Annotated in this window: 16 protein-coding genes; 1 reads left to right on the top strand and 15 read right to left on the bottom strand. The window is 53.4% G+C overall.

Annotated features, from left to right (window positions below; translation table 11 throughout):
* Nucleotides 1–40 precede the first annotated feature (40 nt).
* The 6 genes from IEW12_RS15505 to IEW12_RS15480 all read right to left on the bottom strand — a co-directional run bounded on the left by IEW12_RS15505 (nucleotide 41) and on the right by IEW12_RS15480 (nucleotide 5,067).
* A complete protein-coding gene (locus tag IEW12_RS15505; RefSeq protein ID WP_188567005.1) occupies nucleotides 41–814 on the bottom strand; it encodes an SDR family NAD(P)-dependent oxidoreductase in 774 nt (257 codons plus the stop codon).
* A gap of 11 nt (nucleotides 815–825) precedes the next feature.
* Nucleotides 826–1,260, bottom strand: a complete 435-nt coding sequence (locus IEW12_RS15500) for an ester cyclase (RefSeq protein WP_229751142.1) — start codon at nucleotides 1,258–1,260, stop codon at nucleotides 826–828.
* Nucleotides 1,261–1,338: 78 nt separating this feature from the next.
* Entirely contained in the window at nucleotides 1,339–1,974 is a 636-nt protein-coding gene (locus IEW12_RS15495) for an NADPH-dependent F420 reductase (protein ID WP_188567003.1), read from the bottom strand.
* A 74-nt stretch (nucleotides 1,975–2,048) separates the two neighbouring features.
* Complete coding sequence (locus IEW12_RS15490) at nucleotides 2,049–3,026, bottom strand: quinone oxidoreductase family protein (RefSeq protein ID WP_188567002.1); 978 nt, start codon at nucleotides 3,024–3,026, stop codon at nucleotides 2,049–2,051.
* 660 nt (nucleotides 3,027–3,686) lie between these two features.
* On the bottom strand, nucleotides 3,687–4,106 hold the full coding sequence (locus tag IEW12_RS15485) for a DoxX family protein (protein WP_188567001.1): 420 nt from the start codon (nucleotides 4,104–4,106) through the stop codon (nucleotides 3,687–3,689).
* Between the two features lie 106 nt (nucleotides 4,107–4,212).
* Nucleotides 4,213–5,067, bottom strand: coding sequence for a pirin family protein (locus tag IEW12_RS15480; RefSeq protein WP_188567000.1), 855 nt, complete (start codon nucleotides 5,065–5,067; stop codon nucleotides 4,213–4,215).
* 149 nt (nucleotides 5,068–5,216) lie between these two features.
* Here IEW12_RS15480 and IEW12_RS15475 point away from each other — a divergent pair, with 149 nt between their 5' ends.
* Nucleotides 5,217–6,107 carry a LysR family transcriptional regulator gene (locus IEW12_RS15475; protein WP_188566999.1) on the top strand — a complete coding sequence of 297 codons (891 nt, stop codon included), beginning with the start codon at nucleotides 5,217–5,219 and terminating at the stop codon, nucleotides 6,105–6,107.
* A 24-nt stretch (nucleotides 6,108–6,131) separates the two neighbouring features.
* On the opposite strand, the gene IEW12_RS15470 is transcribed toward IEW12_RS15475, so the two are convergent.
* The 9 genes from IEW12_RS15470 to IEW12_RS15430 form a co-directional block, all read right to left on the bottom strand.
* Nucleotides 6,132–7,046, bottom strand: a complete 915-nt coding sequence (locus IEW12_RS15470) for a LysR family transcriptional regulator (protein WP_188566998.1) — start codon at nucleotides 7,044–7,046, stop codon at nucleotides 6,132–6,134.
* Nucleotides 7,047–7,682: 636 nt separating this feature from the next.
* The gene (locus IEW12_RS15465) at nucleotides 7,683–8,897 is read right to left on the bottom strand and encodes a cyanophycinase (protein ID WP_188566997.1); all 1,215 of its coding nucleotides are present in this window, start codon (nucleotides 8,895–8,897) and stop codon (nucleotides 7,683–7,685) included.
* A 130-nt stretch (nucleotides 8,898–9,027) separates the two neighbouring features.
* A complete protein-coding gene (locus tag IEW12_RS15460) occupies nucleotides 9,028–11,739 on the bottom strand; it encodes a TonB-dependent receptor (RefSeq protein WP_188566996.1) in 2,712 nt (903 codons plus the stop codon).
* A 192-nt stretch (nucleotides 11,740–11,931) separates the two neighbouring features.
* Nucleotides 11,932–12,891: a MurR/RpiR family transcriptional regulator gene (locus tag IEW12_RS15455; protein ID WP_188566995.1), complete on the bottom strand. Its 960-nt coding sequence runs from the start codon at nucleotides 12,889–12,891 to the stop codon at nucleotides 11,932–11,934.
* 376 nt (nucleotides 12,892–13,267) lie between these two features.
* Nucleotides 13,268–14,656 (bottom strand): YfcC family protein, encoded by a 1,389-nt coding sequence (locus IEW12_RS15450; RefSeq protein WP_188566994.1) that lies wholly within the window; start codon nucleotides 14,654–14,656, stop codon nucleotides 13,268–13,270.
* A gap of 24 nt (nucleotides 14,657–14,680) precedes the next feature.
* Entirely contained in the window at nucleotides 14,681–15,808 is a 1,128-nt protein-coding gene (locus IEW12_RS15445) for a succinylglutamate desuccinylase/aspartoacylase family protein (protein ID WP_188566993.1), read from the bottom strand.
* A gap of 820 nt (nucleotides 15,809–16,628) precedes the next feature.
* Nucleotides 16,629–17,405: an enoyl-CoA hydratase gene (locus tag IEW12_RS15440; protein WP_188566992.1), complete on the bottom strand. Its 777-nt coding sequence runs from the start codon at nucleotides 17,403–17,405 to the stop codon at nucleotides 16,629–16,631.
* A 102-nt stretch (nucleotides 17,406–17,507) separates the two neighbouring features.
* Nucleotides 17,508–18,389 (bottom strand): alpha/beta hydrolase family protein, encoded by an 882-nt coding sequence (locus tag IEW12_RS15435; protein ID WP_188566991.1) that lies wholly within the window; start codon nucleotides 18,387–18,389, stop codon nucleotides 17,508–17,510.
* Between the two features lie 192 nt (nucleotides 18,390–18,581).
* Entirely contained in the window at nucleotides 18,582–19,778 is a 1,197-nt protein-coding gene (locus IEW12_RS15430; protein ID WP_188566990.1) for an acetyl-CoA C-acyltransferase, read from the bottom strand.
* Nucleotides 19,779–19,839: the final 61 nt, after the last annotated feature.

Raw genomic sequence — 19,839 nt, 5'->3', positions numbered from 1 at the left:
AGGCAATTGGATACCGTGCTCCCGGCGCCAAGTGCATCGATTAAAACTCGAACCCGCCTATGGTCATGCCGCCGTCAACCACCAGCATCTGGCCAAAGACATAGCTGGATTGCGGCGAGCTGAGCCACACCGCGGCTGCCGCTATTTCAGAGGGCTGTCCACCCCGCTTGGCAGGGATAGCCTTGCGGGCGAGTTCTGCGAAGGCCGGGTTTTGTGCGCTATTGGCAATCACCATCGGCGTTTCGGTCCATCCTGGCGCAATGGCGTTGATGCGGATATTTTGTGCTGCATTTTCCATCGCAGCGACGCGAGTCAGCCCCTGCACACCGTGTTTGGATGCGGCATACGCACTCATACCTCCAGGGCCGGTCAGAGCGGCAACAGAAGCCGTGTTGACAATCGTCCCGCCGCCACTACGCTTGAGCAAGGGCAATTCGTATTTCATGGCAAGGAACACACTGCGCAAGTTGACGCTCAATACGCGGTCAAAGTCATCCGTCGGATAATCCTCAAGCCGGAAGGTTCCGCCTGTAATACCCGCATTGTTAAATGCGGCATCCAGGCGGCCCGCTTCCTGGTCTATGCGCTTGATCAGCGCAGCCACTTCGGTTTCCTTGGAAACGTCTACGAGAGCAGCTTGAATTGTTCCAGCGGCTTCCCGCGCCAATTCCTGCGTCTCGCTCAGTCCCTTTTCACTCAAATCGGCCCCAAACACCATTGCACCTTGCCTTGCAAATAGTAGCGCCGCCTCCCGGCCTATGCCCGATCCGGCACCGCTGACAAGTACGACCTTTCCTTTGAATTCTTCCGACATGATGCGTCTCCTTATTTAGATGCCGCGAAATCGCCACCCAGCTGCTGCATCAGGGAAAACAGGTTTGCGACGCCCCAGTGTTCGGTGATCCTTCCATCTTGCACGCGCATCACATCGACGGTTTCGAAATGGATCTTGCGGCCAGTCGGCGCCACGCCCAGGAACTCGCCACGGTGAGTGCCGTGATAGGTCTTATAGGTCGTAACCCGGTCGCCATCTCCTGTTTGCCAATGGATAGTCGCGTGAAAGTCGGGAAAAGCTGTCCGCAGCACTTGATACAGGGCACGGGCGCCGGCTTTGTCGGGAGTACAGTTAGGTTGCGGCGTATGGTCAAGGAAGTCGTCGGCGAACAATTCGTCGAACAGGGCGAAATTACCGCCGCCCTGAACCTCCTCGGTGTTGCGGCGGATGACAGCTTTTGCAGCTTCTGTAATAGCGTTATTCATGTTCATTCTCCAATAGTCAAAAATTGAATTGCATTTTTCGCCGACGCGGCGCGCCGGCGGTGCTACGATTCCCAGCGATCAGCCAAGTTTGATCAGATTCACGGCGGGCAAAGGACCGCCAGGGAATTGCTGCAGTTTTCCACCTATCTCAAGTCCGCCCAGGTCGATCCGCGCAAAACCAAGGCGGTCAATCAGTTGGCCGACTATGTCTTTCGCAGCGGCGTCGTCGCCGGACATGAAGACCACCCGCTTGCCGCCGTCTTGCGCCGGGTCGCTTGCCAATACTGCAGCCAGCAAGGTGTTGAATGCCTTTACCAGACGAGCGCCCGGCAATAGGTCGCTGACGACCTGGCTGGAATTGCGGCCTCCCAGTTCGGCCAGACGGTAGCCCGGCAGCAGCACGGGGTTAGTGGCATCGATTACGATGCGTCCGTCCCAGGAGGGAAGATTCGCAACGGCTGAAGGTAAATGAGCCCAGTTGACACTGAGAAGAACGATGTCGGCCTCGGCAGCCTCGGAGACGCTACCGGCGCGCGCTTTCGGTCCCAATTCTTTTACGATGCCGGCCAGTGACTCCGGCCCGCGGCTATTGCTGAGTGTGACCGAGATGCCGGCCTTGATCAGTTGCTTGGCGAATGCCTGGCCGATGGCGCCCGCGCCTATGATGCCTACATGCAGATTGTTGCTATTTGCGGAGATGGATGGGTTTTTCATTTGGATTCCTTGTATTCGATCAATGTGTGCGTGTTTTAAAAGAGGGGATGACAGGTGAACAGACCTGATTGCAGTCAGGGAATCAGGATGGCTGACCCGGTAATGCGGCGCGCGGCCAGATCCTCATGCGCCTGCGCTACTTCGGCCAATGCATAAGCTGTGGCCTGCACTTCGCCAAATACCTTGTCGCGGTAAGCCTCGAACAATTCGCCGCTTGCCGCTTCCAGGCTGTTCCTGTCATTGACATATTGCGATGTGCTGGGCTGCACATAACGGATGGAGCGTGCGGTGATTGGAAGCATGTCGATCGGTGCCGGCGCACCGGAGGCGCTGCCCACGTGCGCCATGGTGCCGCCATCCCGCAAAGCGGAAACCGACTGCCTGAATGTGGACTTGCCGACGAACTCGTAAGCGACATGCACCCCTTGGCCCTGGGTGATGGCAGCGACCTTCTGCCCGAATTCCGGATCGCTATTGAGCAGCACATGTTCTATCCCGCCTTTTTTCACGCTGGCAAGCTTGGAGGGAGAACCGACTCCGGCGATGACAATCGCACCGCGTGCTTTCGCCCAAGCCGCGAGCAGGGAGCCAACACCGCCGGCAGCCCCTTGAACCAGCACGTATTCGCCTGGCTGCACGACATGAACCCGTTTCAGCAGCATCCACGCCGTGAGGCCTTTGGTCACCAAGGCAGCAGCTACACGCGTAGAAATGTATTCTGGAAGTTTGATCAGGACATCGGCAGCGATCAGCCTGACGTCGGAATACGCGCCGAAAGAAAAAAAGTAAGCGACGCGATCGCCGACTTTGACGTTCTCCACATCAGCGCCAACCGCTTCCACAACGCCTGCTCCTTCAATGCCCATATCAAACGGAAGGCGTACATCGAAAGTACCGTTGCGGAACATGGTGTCCACAAAATTCAGGCCGACCGCATCATGGCGCAAACGGACCTCGCCGGATCCGGGCGCGCCAATCGGCGCAGGAAGGGATTCATACCGTAGCGCACTGGGAGCGCCTTGTTCATAGATGCGAACACGATGTTGAGTCATGACTGTTCCTTGAAAGTAGGACGAAGCCAGGCTCAAATCCTGGTTTCGTATCAGGCCAGCGAAGCAATTTGCCTCGCTTTCAAGCTTTGATGAACCCAGTATATAGTCGCCACAATTGGTGATAAATGATGCATTCGATGCTTCATAATTCCCATATTGATGATAATTGTGGGGTATTAACTGACATCAATTGATCGGCAGATAAGCGAGAAAATCTCTGAGACGGGAGGCCACCGCTCTATAGCGGAGAGTTCATTGCTTGCCTCTTCCAGGACCACTGGGGAGCAGCAAGAACAATTTTTTGAGAGGATTCGAGACTAAATGTGCTCAGCAATGCTTAAACACCTTGGGGCAGAAATTGCCGCCTGGCTCATCGAGGATAAGTGGGTCGTGGCGACGAGAGTGACGTGGGGCTGTGGAATAATTTGTGAATCCACGCCTCTTTTGAAAGTAGCTCGTGCACCAGAGGGAGGTATCGACGGGGAGTGAGTTCTGAAATTAACTCAGCTCAAACTTTTTACAAGAACAGTCGACGAATTGATAGCAAAAATAACCAGCAGGCTGCTTGTTTGATTAAAACATAAATACAAAGAGCGGTATTGCACTACAAACGATTTTCCCCGGCCGAGGACGGCCGGGGATTTTTCGTAATGCCGGGAGTTACGCTGCCTGCGCTGCCAGTTTCGGGCTGCGAGCATCGAGGCTGAAGGCGCCTGCACCAAACGCTACCACTTGCAACAGGCCGCCCGCCATCGCCAGATTTTTCAGGAAATGAATCATTTGATTCTGGTCACCAAATGCATGGTGAAAAACAAGGCCGGTAACAACCGAGAAGATTGCCAGTACCAATGCTGTCAAGCGGGTTTTATAACCCAGTGCCAGCAACAGGCCACCACCGATTTCGGTAACGACTGCCAGGATGAATCCCAGTGTTGCGAACGGCAAGCCCATCGCTGCGATGTAGCCTATGGTCATAGTCGGCGCAGCGAGTTTGCCTACGCCGCTCAATAAGAAAATAAACGACATCAGCAGGCGGCCGATAACTGGGATCGAGGTTGGTGTTTTAAATGTGTTTGTCATGATAGCTCCTAAGTTTGAAATAAAATTAAAGTAAAATTTAAATAAGAAACATGCCCTGATTTTGCTTGACAGTGATGCCGCCGGGCCGACGGCATCACTGTAAAAATCACAGTTGGCCGGCTGCTCTAAATTGCGCGCCGATGCGCTGAATTTCTGCCTCGCCCTGGTTCAGGGCTTGCCTGCTGGTGTGCACCGAGTAATACCCCATGACCAGTTCATGCGGATGTTTGACAGCGGAGCCGATGACGAACTCGGTATCCCCCTCAGCCACAAACTCCAGCGCAGTATTGGACTCTTCAAAGATGGCGACATCTTTGTCCAGCACTGCACCCGCAACATGCAATTTGCCGCTGCTGTTAGATACCCAGCCGACGGTATGCTCTGCCGGTGGTTGATACCGCCAATGCTCGCCGTCGCGCAATTGCACATGCAAATAATTGATCGATGCACTTGTGCGGATTTTGCTTTTCGCACTGCCGTAAGAGCCAAGAATGACGCGTGCAGGGCCTTCCGACTCCACTTCTTCCGGCGCCATGTAATGGCTGTGTGCCGGGATGTTTTCATCCGCTTCCGGCAGAGCGATCCACAATTGAAATCCCTCCACCTGGCCTGCGTCGCCGGCGTTTCCACCGTGCCAAACACCACCGCCGGCGCTCATCCATTCCACACCGCCGACCGGTAGCGTTCCTTGGCGGCCGGTAGTTTCCCGATACTCCAGATTTCCGGAAAGAATGACGGTGATTGTTGCAATGCCGGAGTGCGGATGCATGCCCATGCTCGGACCACTCGACTTGAGCTTGAACAAGTCAAGGAATACGAACGGTTTGATCAACTCGCCCATATCGGAAGGGCTAACCAGGCGAGTAATCCCGCCATGGGTCTTGCCTTTGGTGCGATATAAAATTTTTCGTTTTGGCAAGCTTGCAACGGTTGCTGTAGCGCTTTCGGATATGACGTTCATTCGATTCTCCTGTTGTCTTAATTGCTGCAAATATTCCTGTCCGGCTCCACCGTGGTTCGTGCTGTGAAGCTGATGAGCGAATAATAGGCTCTAGTCAGTTATCGTAAAAGCCTATATATTTAGATGGTATGTATCCATAGGAGAGATATATGTTAGATGCGATGTCAATGGATCAACTGCGTACTTTTATTGCCGCAGCCGATGAAGGCAGCTTCTCTGCAGCAGGCCGCAAATTGCGCCGGGCGCAGTCGGTAGTGAGTCATACGCTGGCAAATCTGGAGCAGCAAGTCGGTTTTGCCCTATTCGAACGGACCGGCCGCTATCCCCAATTGACCGAGGCTGGCCGCGCCTTGCTGGCAGATGCCAGGATGGCGGCCGGCAGCATGGATGCCTTCAAGGCCAAGGCCCGCACGCTGGCAGAAGGATTGGAGCCGGAACTGGCAGTTGCTGTCGATGTGATGTTTCCGATTGCCCGTTTGACCGAAGCAGTGCGCGCTTTTCATGCGGCTTTTCCGACTACCCCGTTGCGCCTGTATGTAGAGGCGCTGGGAGCCGTTGTGCAACCGGTGCTGGATGGCCGTTGCCGCATAGGCGTCATAGGCTCATTGCCTGATGTGCCGGATGAGTGCGGGTCAGAACACTTGCTGAGCGTTCCTGCCGTCACCGTGGTTGCGCCTCAGCATCCTTTGGCCGCGGTTCGCGGCGCGATCCTGCGCTCAACAGCAATAGAGCACGTGCAGTTGGTGCTCACGGATCGCTCTACCCTGACGGAAGGCCGCAACTTCGGCGTCGTGTCATCACAGATCTGGCGGCTGGCCGATCTGGGCGCAAAGCATGCTTTCTTGCGCGCCGGATTGGGATGGGGCCACATGCCACGGCATATGGTGGAAGAGGATATACAGCGCGGGGATCTGGTTGAAATCGAAATCGAGGCCAGCCCCACGGTTGGCGTGGCATTCTCTATGCATGCGATACATCGCAAGGATGCACCGCCGGGACCGGCAGGACGCTGGTTTGTCAGCAAGCTGAAGCAGCATTGAATCCAGCATCCAGCCAGAGGCGCTTTATCTTATGATGGCGTAAGCGTTTGACTTGAAGAGCTCAACCATCCAGTCGACAAATACGCGTACGCGGCTGCTGAGATGCCGGTTGGCCGAGTAGACGATGGAAATCGGAACGGGTTCGGCCGTCCAATTATCCAATAGGGAAACCAGGCGGCCCGCTTCAATATGCGATTGGGCTGCGAATGCAGGAAGGTGAAGAATACCCAATTCTGCGAGGCCGGCAGCAAGCAATGCGTTGGTGTCGTTAACGGAAACAAAATGCCGGCCGCGCAAGGTGGCTTGCTCATCGCCGAAGTTCAGCACTACGGGCGATTGCCGGCCGGAGCCTGCAAAAAAATAGCGTATCAAGGTATGGCCACGCTCCAGATCCGCAGGATGTTCTGGAAATTCGCGCCCCTTCATATAGCCCGGTGCCGCACATGTCACGAAAGGCAGGTCGCCGATATGGCGGGCAATCAATGACGGGTCGGTCACTTTTCCTGCCCGCACCACGCAATCTATGCGATCACTGATCAGGTCAACCGGGCGATCGCTAACGCCTATATCCAATTGCAGATCGGGATAGCGTGCGTGAAATGACGCGAGTGCAGGAATAACCAGAAACGATGCCAGAGTCGCCCCCATATCCACCCTCAATCTTCCCCTGGGATTAGACTGCGCACTGGCCAGATCCGACTCGACTTCCAGCCATTCCTCCATCAGACGAGACATGCGTTCGTAATAAGCTGCCCCGTCATTGGTCATCGACACACGGCGCGTCGTTCGATTCAATAGCTTGACGCGAAGATGTGCCTCCAGGCTTTGGACCAATTTCGTCACCATGTTCCGGGGAACTTCCAGCGAATCCGCTGCCTTGGCAAAACTGCCCGTCTCTACCACTCGCGTAAAGGTTTTAACTGCGGTGAAATAGTCCATCTTTCTCTCCTACAATCCAAGGTATCGCAACTATACGCATAGCAGGAATAGATGCCTGCTTTATGACATTATTATCATCAATAATGACCCTTATACGATGGATAGGTCAAGGCAGCTCAGTGCGTAATAGGAAAGCCGAGCCCAACATAATCAATATGCGCACGGATGTGGAGTTGGCATTCGTCATTGGGGGCATTTCGAAGCGGTCCGCCCCTTATCTCCAAGCAACATCTGTGCGACATCTCAACTGGCACATGTCAGCCTATCCAGCTTGACATTCACGCCAACGGACGGTCTTTAGGAGGCCTAACTAAGACTTGATCCGCATAAAAAAAGGTCAGCCGCGTGGCTGACCTTTCCTATTTAATGTCGACATCTTCACCAGCATCTGGATTGACGTAAAGCGCCACGGAAGGTGAGGCCAGAATGTCTCAAAATAGTAAGCTTCAAAAACATTTGCCACTGATGTTGAGACCGATTGCCACGCAAGATAAGGTTTTCCGAAGTCTTTCCAAAGAAAATGAGATTTTCTGAGCTAACCACTTTTGAGTAAAAACAAGCAATTGTTAGACGTATTGGTCGCCGGATTCAGGGCAAACGGCTCCTGCACATATCTTCGCGTAGCTCGGACAGCCTTTATTTACCACGATATAGGGGAAAATTCATTTCGACCGGTCGAATATCCAGTCGTATATTCATAACGGTATAGGCTTCGGCCCCGGAAGCGCTGGAAAAATATCCAAGGCTCTCTGGTGTTCGCTTAAACAAAAACTCAAATCCGAGTTCAGGCATTGCACTTTGCGGCGACCCGAATGCCAGACCTGTCACTTGTTGTTGCCTGCTGTCTACTAACTTTTGCATCAAATCGACTACAGCAGTGTTGCCCAGGACATCGGCATAATACTTAACGTCCTCGTAGTAAGGTCTGTCGGGATCTACTTTCCCCTTTTCCTTGTCTGCCGCCACCGTAAGGTGCCTAGTATGAAAATTGAATTTATCTCCGCGGTCAAGATAGCTCAATTTAGCGTTCTGAATGTTAAAGTATTGCTGCTTAGGATCAGTCTTCGCTTCGGCAAGGTCAACAACGATCACTCCCTTATACCCCAATACCTCTAACTCATGCTGCGGGTTGATGACCATTGCTGTATTTTCATCGACCCCCAACCCCAGCTTATAATTTTTCTTGAGCATGGCCGGAATCATGCGAGCAAAGCGTCCTCGGACGATCAAATGCTGATCCACAAAAACCTCGGATCCAATAAAACCCAGCCCGGGAGCAATCTCCTTGCCATCGGTGATTCCCTGCTGTAGCGTCGGCAACACCTCTTTGGCATCATAAAACATGGTCTCGCTCATGATTGCCGCCCCCGCGCTGGAGCCCGCGACTACTCCGCCGCTGCGGTACATATCCCACACCGCCTGCAGCAAAGGCGTTCTGCCTCCATTGGGCTCCAGCAAAGCCTGCGTAATTCGGCCCTGGTCGCCACCAACGAAGTAAGCTCCTCCGGCACTGCGGACAGTAGCGGCCAAGACGGTATCACGGGCTACCGAGCGAAAATCAGTACTCGGGAATTTCGCCGACAGGGGGACCAGAAAAGCCTGGGCTCCATAGCCATTCAGCACATCAATAGTTGCCTGCCCCGAACGTTCGGGATTGGCTGCCGCAGTGGGAAAAACAGCAATCCGCGCCCCCTTCCCTCCAGCCAAATTAACGATACGTTGCCAAACCGGGACGTTGTCTATGCGCAGCGCTCCACCAATAATCACCAGCGAACCTTTGGTCTTTGCTTCTGCGTCTTTGGTCGCTGCAGCTATCTCCGCCGCTTGGGCACCGAAAAAAGCTGTCGCCATAGCGATTCCAATCCAAATTTTGCTGCTCCTGCTCTTCATTCGCACGTCCCCACATGTGATTACCAATCTGGTCAGAAAACGGCGCGGACATCTCTTCAATATTGTAAGGATGCCGCGCCGTCGGCCTTGATTACTTAAACGCGTAGTTCAGCGATGTATAGAAATAGCGGCCGCGCGGATCAGTGTAGTTAGGATCATAGCCCGCCAGAAAGCTATAGACCTGGTTTGACCGTGGCGGGTTGGTATCGAACAGATTTTTAATACCGACGCGCAAACGCAAAGCTTCAGACCATTTAAAACTGCTGCTTAAATCCCATAGTGAATAAGAACTGACACGATGTATCGAGCCATCCGGCAAAAGTGCCTGATCGTTGTATCCTTGATAGAAAGTCTGTTGCAATGTTGCTCCCCAAGGGCCACGCTCATAGTCAAACGTCAGGGTATGGCGCCAGCGCTGCACGACCTGGTCATTGGCAAACACTCCCACGCCATTGATCTCAGAACCACCGTTGTTTTCTTGGGTTTTATAGTCGATTACATAGGTGCCATTAAGTGTAATCCCGAATTTCCCCCAGCTGCTGGCAGGTAAGCGCCAGTCCAGGCTCAGATCAAGACCGGACGTTTTCAATGAACCGATGTTACGCAAACGGGAATCAATCGACAAGATGCGCCCTGGAATACCGGGTAAAGCTGGGTCGGGAACATCCCTGACGATATATGCTGCATTACGTGCAGGGTCATCAAAATACGAACCTTCGGGCGCTACAATGACGTCGGTTTTTTCTATGCGCCAGTAGTCGAGCGATGCAGTCAGGTTGCGATTAGGCTCAAATACCATACCGGCAGAGAATTGCTTGGATTTTTCCGGCTTCAGACCCGCTGTACCTCCCTGCAATTTATCAGGCTGTAGTCCGCAATAGTCTGGATTATTGGTATTGTCGATCGCCGCAGTCTTAATACATCCCAGCGCATCGTTATAGATACCGTTGGTTTGTCCAAGACGCGGCGGGCCATATAGGTCCGACAGGGACGGCGCCCGGAAGCCGGTTCCATAGGAAGCACGCACCACGACTTCTTTCACAGGATTCCAGCGCAGGCCCACTTTAGGGTTGGTGGTACTGCCAACGTCATCGTAACTATCGTGGCGAACGGCTAGCTGGGTTTCCAGATTTTTCAATATGGGAAAATTGAATTCCGCATATACAGCCTTCACAGTACGATCACCACTGAAAGCAGAGGCCGTTCCATCTCCCCTTATCTCGCCTGCAGCGAGCAGCGCGGAAGGAGTGAATGTCATTTTTTCCCGCCGGTATTCTGCACCTAAAGCGACTGCAGCATTGCCACCTGCCAAGGCGAAAAGGTCCCGGCTAGCCTTGATATCTGCCGAGTCGGTCGTGCCGCGGGAATGGCGTGCCGCGTCGCTGATCTTGGCGGCATTGAGCAAAGCGAGCCCGTCGCCACCAGAAGGACCGAATGGATTTATTTTTCCACTCAGGAAGGCTGAGTTGAAAACCGATGTTTTCACGTAGCCATTGATATAGTTATCATCCACAGTATTGACGCTGTGGTTAATCGCAGTGTCGTAGTCCCAGTCACCGGAGGTTCCTTTGGCACCTAGTAGAAGCCGGTCCGCCTTGGATTCAACCTCATTAGTCCGCGGACCGGCTTCCGTCAGGCGCATGCTGACGCGTAGTGGTGTCTGCCCTGTCGGAATCAGCGCATTAGGATAATACTGGCCTCCCAGCGGATAGTTTAAGTCGGTAATTGTCAACGGGCTGATGCGATAAGTGGTCTTCGTATCGCTATGCAAGGCTTCTGCAAAAAGCGTATGGTCTGCACTAACCGCTAACTGGCCGCGCGTTAATAGAGACAGGCGCTGGGACTCTGGGAATATTTCAGTATCGTGCATGTAGTCGTACAGGCAGGCCTTGCTGCCGACAAAACTGCCGGGTGCATATACGGTTGCCGGGGGATTGCAATTGGGCGCACTGGGATTCATTCTTGGACCTGTGGCACTTCCGCTCGGCTTGGTAAGACGTACATTGGCAGGATAGGTATTGGAGCTGCCCACATCCAGATTGATATCCGGCTGGTAAGCGGACCCTATCCAGTCACGCTGGGTGGAACGCAGGCTCTTGGTGTTCTGGTAGTCCAGTACTGCCATGACATTATATTTGTCGCTTGCAAGACTACCGAAACCGCCGGATACCGTGAGTATATCCTTGGCCGCGCCACCATGCTGAGTATCCCCGTAGTAGGCAGAAATCTCTGCTCCCTGGTAATCATTGCGGGTGATGAAGTTGATCACGCCGCCGATGGCGTCGGTACCGTAGATAGCCGAGGCGCCGTCTTTCAATACTTCTACGCGCGAAATCGCTGCCGCAGGAATGGAATTCAAATCAACACCCGCATTACCACCGGGCGAAGCAAAATTGGCCAACCGACGTCCGTTCAGCAACACCAGAGTGGAGGAAACGCCTATACCGCGTAGATTGGCGCCGTTGAATCCCCGCTGTCCCGAAATATCGCTAAAGCTGGCGCCGTCGGTGAGGCCGGCGGCACTGGCGCTAATCTTGGACAGAAGTTCGGCTGCCGTGGTTACGCCACTTTTATCGATGTCTTCACGTCGGATGATTTGCACCGGCAACGCCGTTTCAGCATCAATACGTTTGATTGATGAGCCGGTTATTTCCACTTTTTGTACCGGCGGATTTTGATCGCTAGTCTGCGCCAACGCGCTGGAATTGATCGCTACCAGTCCCACTCCGGCGCCAATAGCGCTCCGGACTGCCCACGACAAGGCCTTATATCTTAGTTGATGCTCTTTACGTCCGTGCTTCATTGCTTACTCCCATTTTTTTCATTTTTAAATTTGAAGGACAATCTGAACTACAAGCAGAATTCATAAACCAAAGCAAAGAAAAAACTACGAAATGCAACTACTTTTAAGGTGAAACATTTTTTTTAAGACGAGTTCGCCCCGGCTGCTTATAGCAACCCTTTTTCACTGGGAGGGGAAGAGAAGACCTAAGGTTTATTCATTCTTGCGCTTGGACTTTTGCCCTGCTGTTGGAACTTCGGCCCCGTGCAAATACGAGGACAGGGCCTCGGTCAGCTTTTGCGCTTTCTCGACATTCTTCTTGTTGGAAACCATCAGCTTACTGACCAGTGCTTCAATGACAGCGATTGCAGCACTGGAACTGCTAGGTAAAACCGGATGCGTGCTTGGTGCCAGCAACAAGTAATCTCCCAGGTTCGCTAGTGGCGACGCGGTAGAATCGGTGATGGAAACGATGGAGGTTGCATGGTCGCGGGCAAAGTGCGTCAGCTTGATTACGTCCAGCGCATATCGCGGGAATGAGATGACGATCAGCACATCCTTGTCGGATATCTGTGCCAGATGGCCGGCAGCCACCTCAGTTCCACCATATCCCACTACTTCAACTACGTGCTGACAAAACGGCTGCAAGTGCAGCGATAATATAGCCGCCAGATGCGCACTGAGGCCAAAACCCATGACATACACAGTACGTGCTTTGGTAATCACGTCCACTACGCCATCCAGCGTTTCCACGGATAAGCCCTGATTTGCAGAATCAGTGTTGGCGATTGCGTACTCCATGCTGGCAGTGGAGGGCGTGGTTGCATGATTCCTGCGCTCTATCGTGTTACGCAACTTTTCCACAGGCTGAAACAGATTTTGCAAAGTTTCGGCAACCTCGTTGCGCATCGCGGCGTAATTATTAAAGCCCACATCCCTCGCAAAGCGGCTGATCGTCGCCGTAGATACCTCGCAGCTGGCCGCCAGTTCCTCAATCCCCATCGCGGTGACCCTGACGTGGTTACGCAACAGGAAGTTGGCAATGCTCTGATAAGAATTAGACCCCTCAGACAGCATCTCCAACAGGGCTTTTCCGAGGCGTGTCTTGGCGAACGCCAGCTCGGGGCTTGCCGCTTCATTGAGAGAGTTTTTCTGCGTCGTGTTCTTGGCCATTGTCAATCGCGATAAATTAAAAGAATAAACAAGCTTCGCCTATTGAGAAGGCGAATCGATACGTACTATGCTGATCTTTACTTTATATGTGTTGAATACGAATATCAACGATATTTGAAAATAATTTTGCAAAAATAAATTTCATGTAAACTTTTTACCACATCAAGACGACCAGCAGCACGTCCTATTTCCTTCACCGGCGGACGCTCCGAGCAAATCAAGCCAGGCAAGATTGAAATATCCGAAAAACAAAAGTAGAACAACGCGCCGTCCCCCCCCGCAATCAAGGACGCCGAACCATACTCTATGATTTAGCACTCGGATGCGACTCATCCAACAGAGGGCCGGTCTAATATTGTCACAGGAATTCCGGCCTTCACTGCCAGTTGATAAAGTAGGGCGGAACAAGAAGCAGCAATGCCAGCAAAAGGTAGATCAACTGCAGCGGCAACATCCACCTGGCCCATGTAATCCAAGGTATGCGCGCTAGTGCCAGCACGCCTACGGTTACCCCTGACGTAGGAATGATCGGTGTTGAAAGCTCACCAAGCTGAAATGCAAGAATGGCCGTCTGGCGTGATACGCCCACCAAATCACTGAGGGGTGCCATGACGGGCATGGTCAGGGCGGCTTGCCCACTACCGGAGTGTACGAAAAAATTGATCACTGATTGAATCAGGTACATCTTTTGTGCTGAAAAAATAGGGTGCGCCGACTGCACCAGGGGCATCAGCGCGTGCAGTATTGTGTCGATGACGTGAGCTTCCCGGGCTAATATCAGCGTGCCCCTTGCCAGTGCAATGACCAGCGCAGTAGGGACCAGGTCTTTTGCTCCGAGCATGAAGGCTGAAACGAACTGATCCGCGTCCATACGGCTTACGACAGCGATCAGAATGGCCATCACGAGGAAAAGTGCGGCAATTTCCTCAATGAACCAGTTATATTGGATGACACCAAATACCATGCACGCGAGGCTGGCCAGGAATATCCACAGTACGACGCTGTGCGTACCGTTCATTCCATTGAAATCATCGAAATTGATTGCTGCATTTTGGCGCTTCTCAAGATCCAGCCCATAGGTTGGGCTCTTCTGTGGATTTTTCCGTATTTTGGCGGCGTACCACATGAGAAATGCGATGGTCGTAAATGTTATGACAGTCCAGACAAACAGGCGATACCCTATACCAGAAAAAATCGGTATTCCCGCGATACCCTGCGCAATGCCTACATTGAATGGATTCAGGAAGGCTGCAGCAAAACCTATCTGCGACCCAATAAAAGGAAGTGAGACACCAACGATAGAGTCGTAACCCAGCGCCAGTGCCAGTGGGACAAACAGCATACTGAACACGATGGCTTCTTCACTCATTCCAAAGGTCGCCCCGCCAAGGGAAAACAATGTCACAAACAAGGGAATAGTGGCAGCTCGGACAAATCGTGAATGGGTATGCGCCCGTGCAATGGATTTGATCAACATGTCCAGTGATTCTGTTTTTTGCACTACCGCGAAAGCGCCCCCTGTCACCAGTACGAAAACGATAATGAGCGCAGCCTCAACAAAACCCTTTACCGGAGCCATCATCAGAGCGACTGCACCTTGCGGATTGCTGCTGACGTAGTGGAAGGATGCAGGATCAATCAGTGACTTCCCATTGACCATGTGCATGTCGTACTTTCCACCGGGAATTAACCATGTCGCGGCAGCAATGCAGGCGAGAATGGAAAAAAGCAGGACGAAGGTATTCGGAAGCCGTAATTTTTTCATGCTGGAGACCCGGTTTTGTTCTATTTAAAGGCTCATCAGATTGCCGGTACGATAAGCCGTCTTTCCTGATATCTTTCCGATGTTCATGCCCCTCAATACGTGACGGTGTGCGGACCGGGCAAAAAAACGGCCCGCAACAGAAGCACGCACCTGGATAACCGAGCCGCTGACTGGATCGATGACGTCGGCGATCACGTCTCCCGCACGCACGTCTTCTCCGAGGGCTCTTTGGTAAACCAGGATTCCCGCCTGTGGCGCAAGTAAGGGCTCCACACCTTCCAAAGGGGTCGGCTGGCACATTGCCGGCGGTAAAACGACCGGTCCCGCTTGCTGAAGCCCCACCATGCCTTTTAATGCCAGAAACTGGATAATGCCCGCGGCATCGGCTCGTGCGGTATCGTAATCCACATCCATTTCACCACGCAGCTCCACGGTGGCCGCAAGGCAGGCAGATGGGATAGGGAACAGTCCTCTGTATGTTGCGGCTATTTCCCACCAGAGACGGCTGCATGCCTCATCAAACGGCTCCTGCCCCGCTTCGGAAGTTACCAGCACCGCGTGTGCGCCGAGAATGGCGGGCAGCGGCTCCAACGCGTTGGCAAGTGCAGTGCCAGTGTATAGATGAACCATCGCTTCATTGTCACAATGCAGATCGAGAACAATATCGGCGTCGATGGCTAGCCCAAGCAGAATTTTCTTCAGTGAATCAGAGTCGGTCATAGGATTCCAGCGTGCCACGGCCTGGCATGCTTGCTCACGAACAATCAAGATATTTGCTGCTTCATCCTGCCCCAATCTTTGCACGAGCAAAGGTGTAATCTCTGGCCCTACATGGCGGAAGCCACGATTGAAATTAATTCCAGTGGTCAAGTCAAACCGCCCAAAGGGGGTCCCCTGCACCGCCTGTGCCAGACCGAGGGGATTGGCCGCAGGCACCAATACAATCTCACCGTGCAGTCGCCCATTCGCCTCCAGAGAGGCAAGCTCTGCACGCAAGAATTGGGCAACCAGCATGCCAGGTACTTCATCCGCATGCAGCGCGGCCTGGATATAGACTTTCTTACCCTGGTCAAGCGGACCAAAGTGCAGGCTGACTAACTCTGCTGTTACAGGGCCATTGGCTCCCGTAATAGGATGTTTGAGGATTTGCATGTAAAAATCTCTAATCGTTATGACGAAGCCACAAAACGATTATGCACCATATTTTTCACAAAGTAAAATTGTGGAAAATAATTTACATTCCAGTTTTGCACAATCTATTGTTCTGCATTGCAACCTGAGCACTTGGGACAAACTGCTAATCTAAGTTCTACCGCACTTCGGTAGCTTGTCCAGCAACCGGTTAAGCAGAAAGGCCGCTAGTGTATTGATTTGCGCAGAAAACTGAGCCACTCTTAAAACGCAATCCTTCTTATCGTGATGAGTAGGCGATTGGGGCGATCGATGTGGCATTACCAGGAATTATTCGACGCCGGCACATTCGTGACTAGGTCCCATTGAGATATCCGCAGAAGGCTGGGCCTCTCACGAAATACCGTCCGGCGCGATCTGCGCTCGAAATCACCGAGCCGGCCTATGCTGAGCAGTGACGCACCTGTGCCATCATAAAATAAGGTTTCCAGCTTTCGGGCTGGTTAAAGACGCGGATAGGTAAAAACTGGAAGCAGCGATGCAGCCTGAAACAAAGCACCTGGAGCTTAAGAAATTGGAATTAGTGGGGTCGTACGACCGAATGACAATCTTTGCCAGGCAATGGAGAATGGGCTCAAACTGACCGAATCAGTTCAGCGAGCAAAAGAACATCAATGTCTTCAAAGGAAAAAATCCGCAACAATACGGATTTTTTCCTTGCAGCGACCTTGTTTTCTAGCACTTTCAGAGTACTTACAGCCTAAAACCTAAGCCTCAACTTCTGCGACATAAATCTCACTTACTGTGGCACTTTACGGTGCGACTTATCGCAAAAGATATCTCAAGAAAACTGCGAAAAATCCGGCTTGCGCTTTTGAAAGAAAGCAGTGAAAGCTTCTTTCGCTTCAGGCGCAGTCAGCATCGTGCCGAAGTTTTTATTTTCTTCTTCCATCTTCGCAATGATGACCGTTGTCTGATTGCTCTTCATCAGACGCTTGGTGGTGCGGATGGAGCTGGCAGGCAAGGCGACCAGTTTAGCGGCCTGCTTCTGTGCATAAGGCAGCAACTCTTCCAGCGGCAAGACCTTGGTTGCAAAGCCCATGTCCCACGCATCCTGCGCCGAGAAAGCCTCGCCCAGCATCAGTTTTTCTGCCGCCCGCGGATAACCGACGACTTGTTGCAACAGCATGCTGGACGCGAACTCCGGGCACAATCCCAGTTGCGTGAAAGGCATGGACAGCTTGGCATTGTCCGCCAGGTAGACCAGGTCGCAATGCAGCAGCAAGGTGGTGCCTATGCCGACCGCTGCGCCCGATACTGCAGCCACAACTGGCTTGCTGGATTGGCTCAGGGCCTGCATGAATTGATACACCGCAGGCACGCCGCTTTGTGCAGCAGCGCCCGGTGCATTTTTCATGAAATCTTCCAGGTCATTACCGGCAGTGAAAATCTCAGGCTTGCCGGTTATCAGGATGGCGCGCACCGTGGCGTCTGTTTCCGCATCCTTCAGCGCATCGGCCATCGCCTGGTACATTGCGGCGGTAATCGCATTTTTCTTTTCCGGGCGATTGAAGTTGATCGTCAATACGCCGTTTTCTTTTTGGGTCAAGATATCCATAGTAGTCCTTAATTCCTGTTCGTCTCTGTCGTCGTTGTAATAAAAACCGTGATTCAATCTTTGCGCTGCTTGGTCGATTGTTGGCTGCTGCCCACCTGCCTATTATGCCGCTTTATTGAGGGCCGGCGCTTGCAGCCAGTCCAGAGCCTGCTGCCATAGCGTGGTGCGGAATTGCGGGCGAAAAAAGCCGAAGTGGCCAATGCGCCTGGCGCCTACCTGCTGCGGTGAGATATAGCGGCGTTCCACAGGAGCATTCTTGTAGAAATCATGCAGGCTGTCTATGCTGCGCCGGCTCATCATTTCGTCATCGGTGAAGCTCAGGCTGAGTATCGGTGCGCGGATTTTTTCATAGCCGGCGCGGATAGGCGCGCCCTGTGCATCCACCACATAATGCGGGCTGCGGCACCACTGCGACCACTGGAAGATCACGCCCTTCGGCAAATCGCCGACCTTGCGCATTTTTTTACCCGGAAAATATCCCCACAGGCGCGTGTACAAAGGCACGGCGAAATACCACATGAACCAGACAAAGCGCTTCAGTTGCGGCGCATTGTCGCGCCAGTAGCCGCTGCCGGCACCAACGGTAATCAAGCCGTCAATCAGGTGATTGTCGGGCACCAGGCCGGGCAATTGTCCACCCAGGGAATGTCCTATCACCTGCAAGGGCACACCGGGTTGCCAGGCTTTGGCCGCCTGCAGCGCCGCATTGTAATCCAGCTCAGCCCAGTCAAACACCGTCGCATCAAAACCGCGCAGTGAATTACTGAAGCGCGGAGGACGGGACTCGCCCATGCCACGATAATCAAAGCTCAGCACCGCAATGCCATTCTCCGCCAGGAACTCGGCAAACGGCTGATAGAAACTCTGCTTCACACCCATCGCGGCCGGCAATACCACCACCACCGCCCGCACCTCCCCCGCCGGCGCAAACCGCGTCGCCGCCAGGCTCACGCCATCACGGGTAACAAGCTGAATACTCTCCACGCTGCCTCCAGTAAAAAACCGCACAGAAAAATCGTGTGCGGTCGTTGTTGTGGCTAAATTACGTGCCGCTGTGGATCGTTGTCAATCGTAGCGAGCGGCGCAAGGTCGCGTTGAGAAGCGCAGCTGTACTGAAGTACAGCGAGCATCGCAAACGCGAGATTGCGTCGCGCAGTAGATTGGCGGCGAACCACTCTACATGTTTTCGAAAATACCTGCTGCACCCATACCGGTACCCACGCACATAGTCACCATGCTGTACTTCTGCTTGTTCCTGCGCATGCCGTGGATAGCTGTTGCAGAACGGATCGCACCGGTGGCGCCCAGCGGATGGCCCAAAGCAATCGCGCCGCCCATAGGGTTGACCTTGGAAGGATCCAGACCCAGATCCTGAATTACAGCCAGTGCCTGTGCGGCAAAAGCCTCGTTCAATTCGATCCAGTCCAACTGGTCTTGCGTGATGCCAGCCGCGCGGCAAGCCGCAGGGATTGCAAACTTGGGACCGATACCCATGATTTCCGGCGGTACGCCACGCACTGCGAAGGATGCAAAACGCGCCAGCGGCGTCAGGTTGAATTCCTTCAGGATTTTTTCGCTGACCAGAATCAGCGCGCCTGCGCCGTCGGATGTCTGCGAGCTGTTACCTGCAGTAACGCTGCCCTTGGCGGCGAATACAGGTTTCAATTTTGCCAGGCCTTCCAGCGAGGTATCAGGACGTGCGCCTTCGTCTTTATTGACGGTGCGGGTCTTGATATCGATCTGGCCGGTGGCCAGGTTGGGGAAACGCTCGACGATGTCAAACGAAGTCATCTCAGCATCAAAGTAACCGGCGGCTTGTGCTGCCAATGCTTTCTGGTGGGAAGCCAATGCAAATGCATCCTGCGCTTCACGCGAGATTTTCCACTGGTTCGCAACTTTTTCACCGGTCAGGCCCATCCCGTAGGCCATGCCCACGTTTTCATCCTTCAGGATGGCCATGTTCATCGATGGATGGTGGCCCATCATAGGCACCATGGACATCGATTCAGCGCCTGCTGCGATCATCACATCAGCCTGGCCGACACGGATGCGGTCTGCCGCCATTGCCACGGCAGTGATGCCGGAGGCGCAGTAACGGTTGATGGTGACGCCGCCGATGGTGTTCGGCAAGCCTGCCAGCAACACGCCCATACGTGCCAGGTTCAGCCCCTGTTCGGCTTCCGGGAAGGAGCAGCCGACGATGGCGTCTTCGATCAGCTTAGGATCGAGGTTAGGCACCTGTGACAATGCGGATTGCAGCGCGCGCACCAGCAAGTCGTCCGGGCGCACATTCTTGAACATGCCGCGCGGCGCCTTACCGATAGGAGTACGGGTAGCGGCGACGATGTAGGCGTCTTGAAGTTGTTTTGTCATTTCATTTCTCCTGATTCATTCTTTACGTGCATAGAGGCTGTTGCGAACTGAGCTGACCCGG

The organism is Parundibacterium terreum, from assembly GCF_014636315.1.
Lineage (GTDB): Bacteria > Pseudomonadota > Gammaproteobacteria > Burkholderiales > Burkholderiaceae_D > Undibacterium > Undibacterium terreum.
This window is presented reverse-complemented; position numbering and strand designations above follow the sequence as displayed.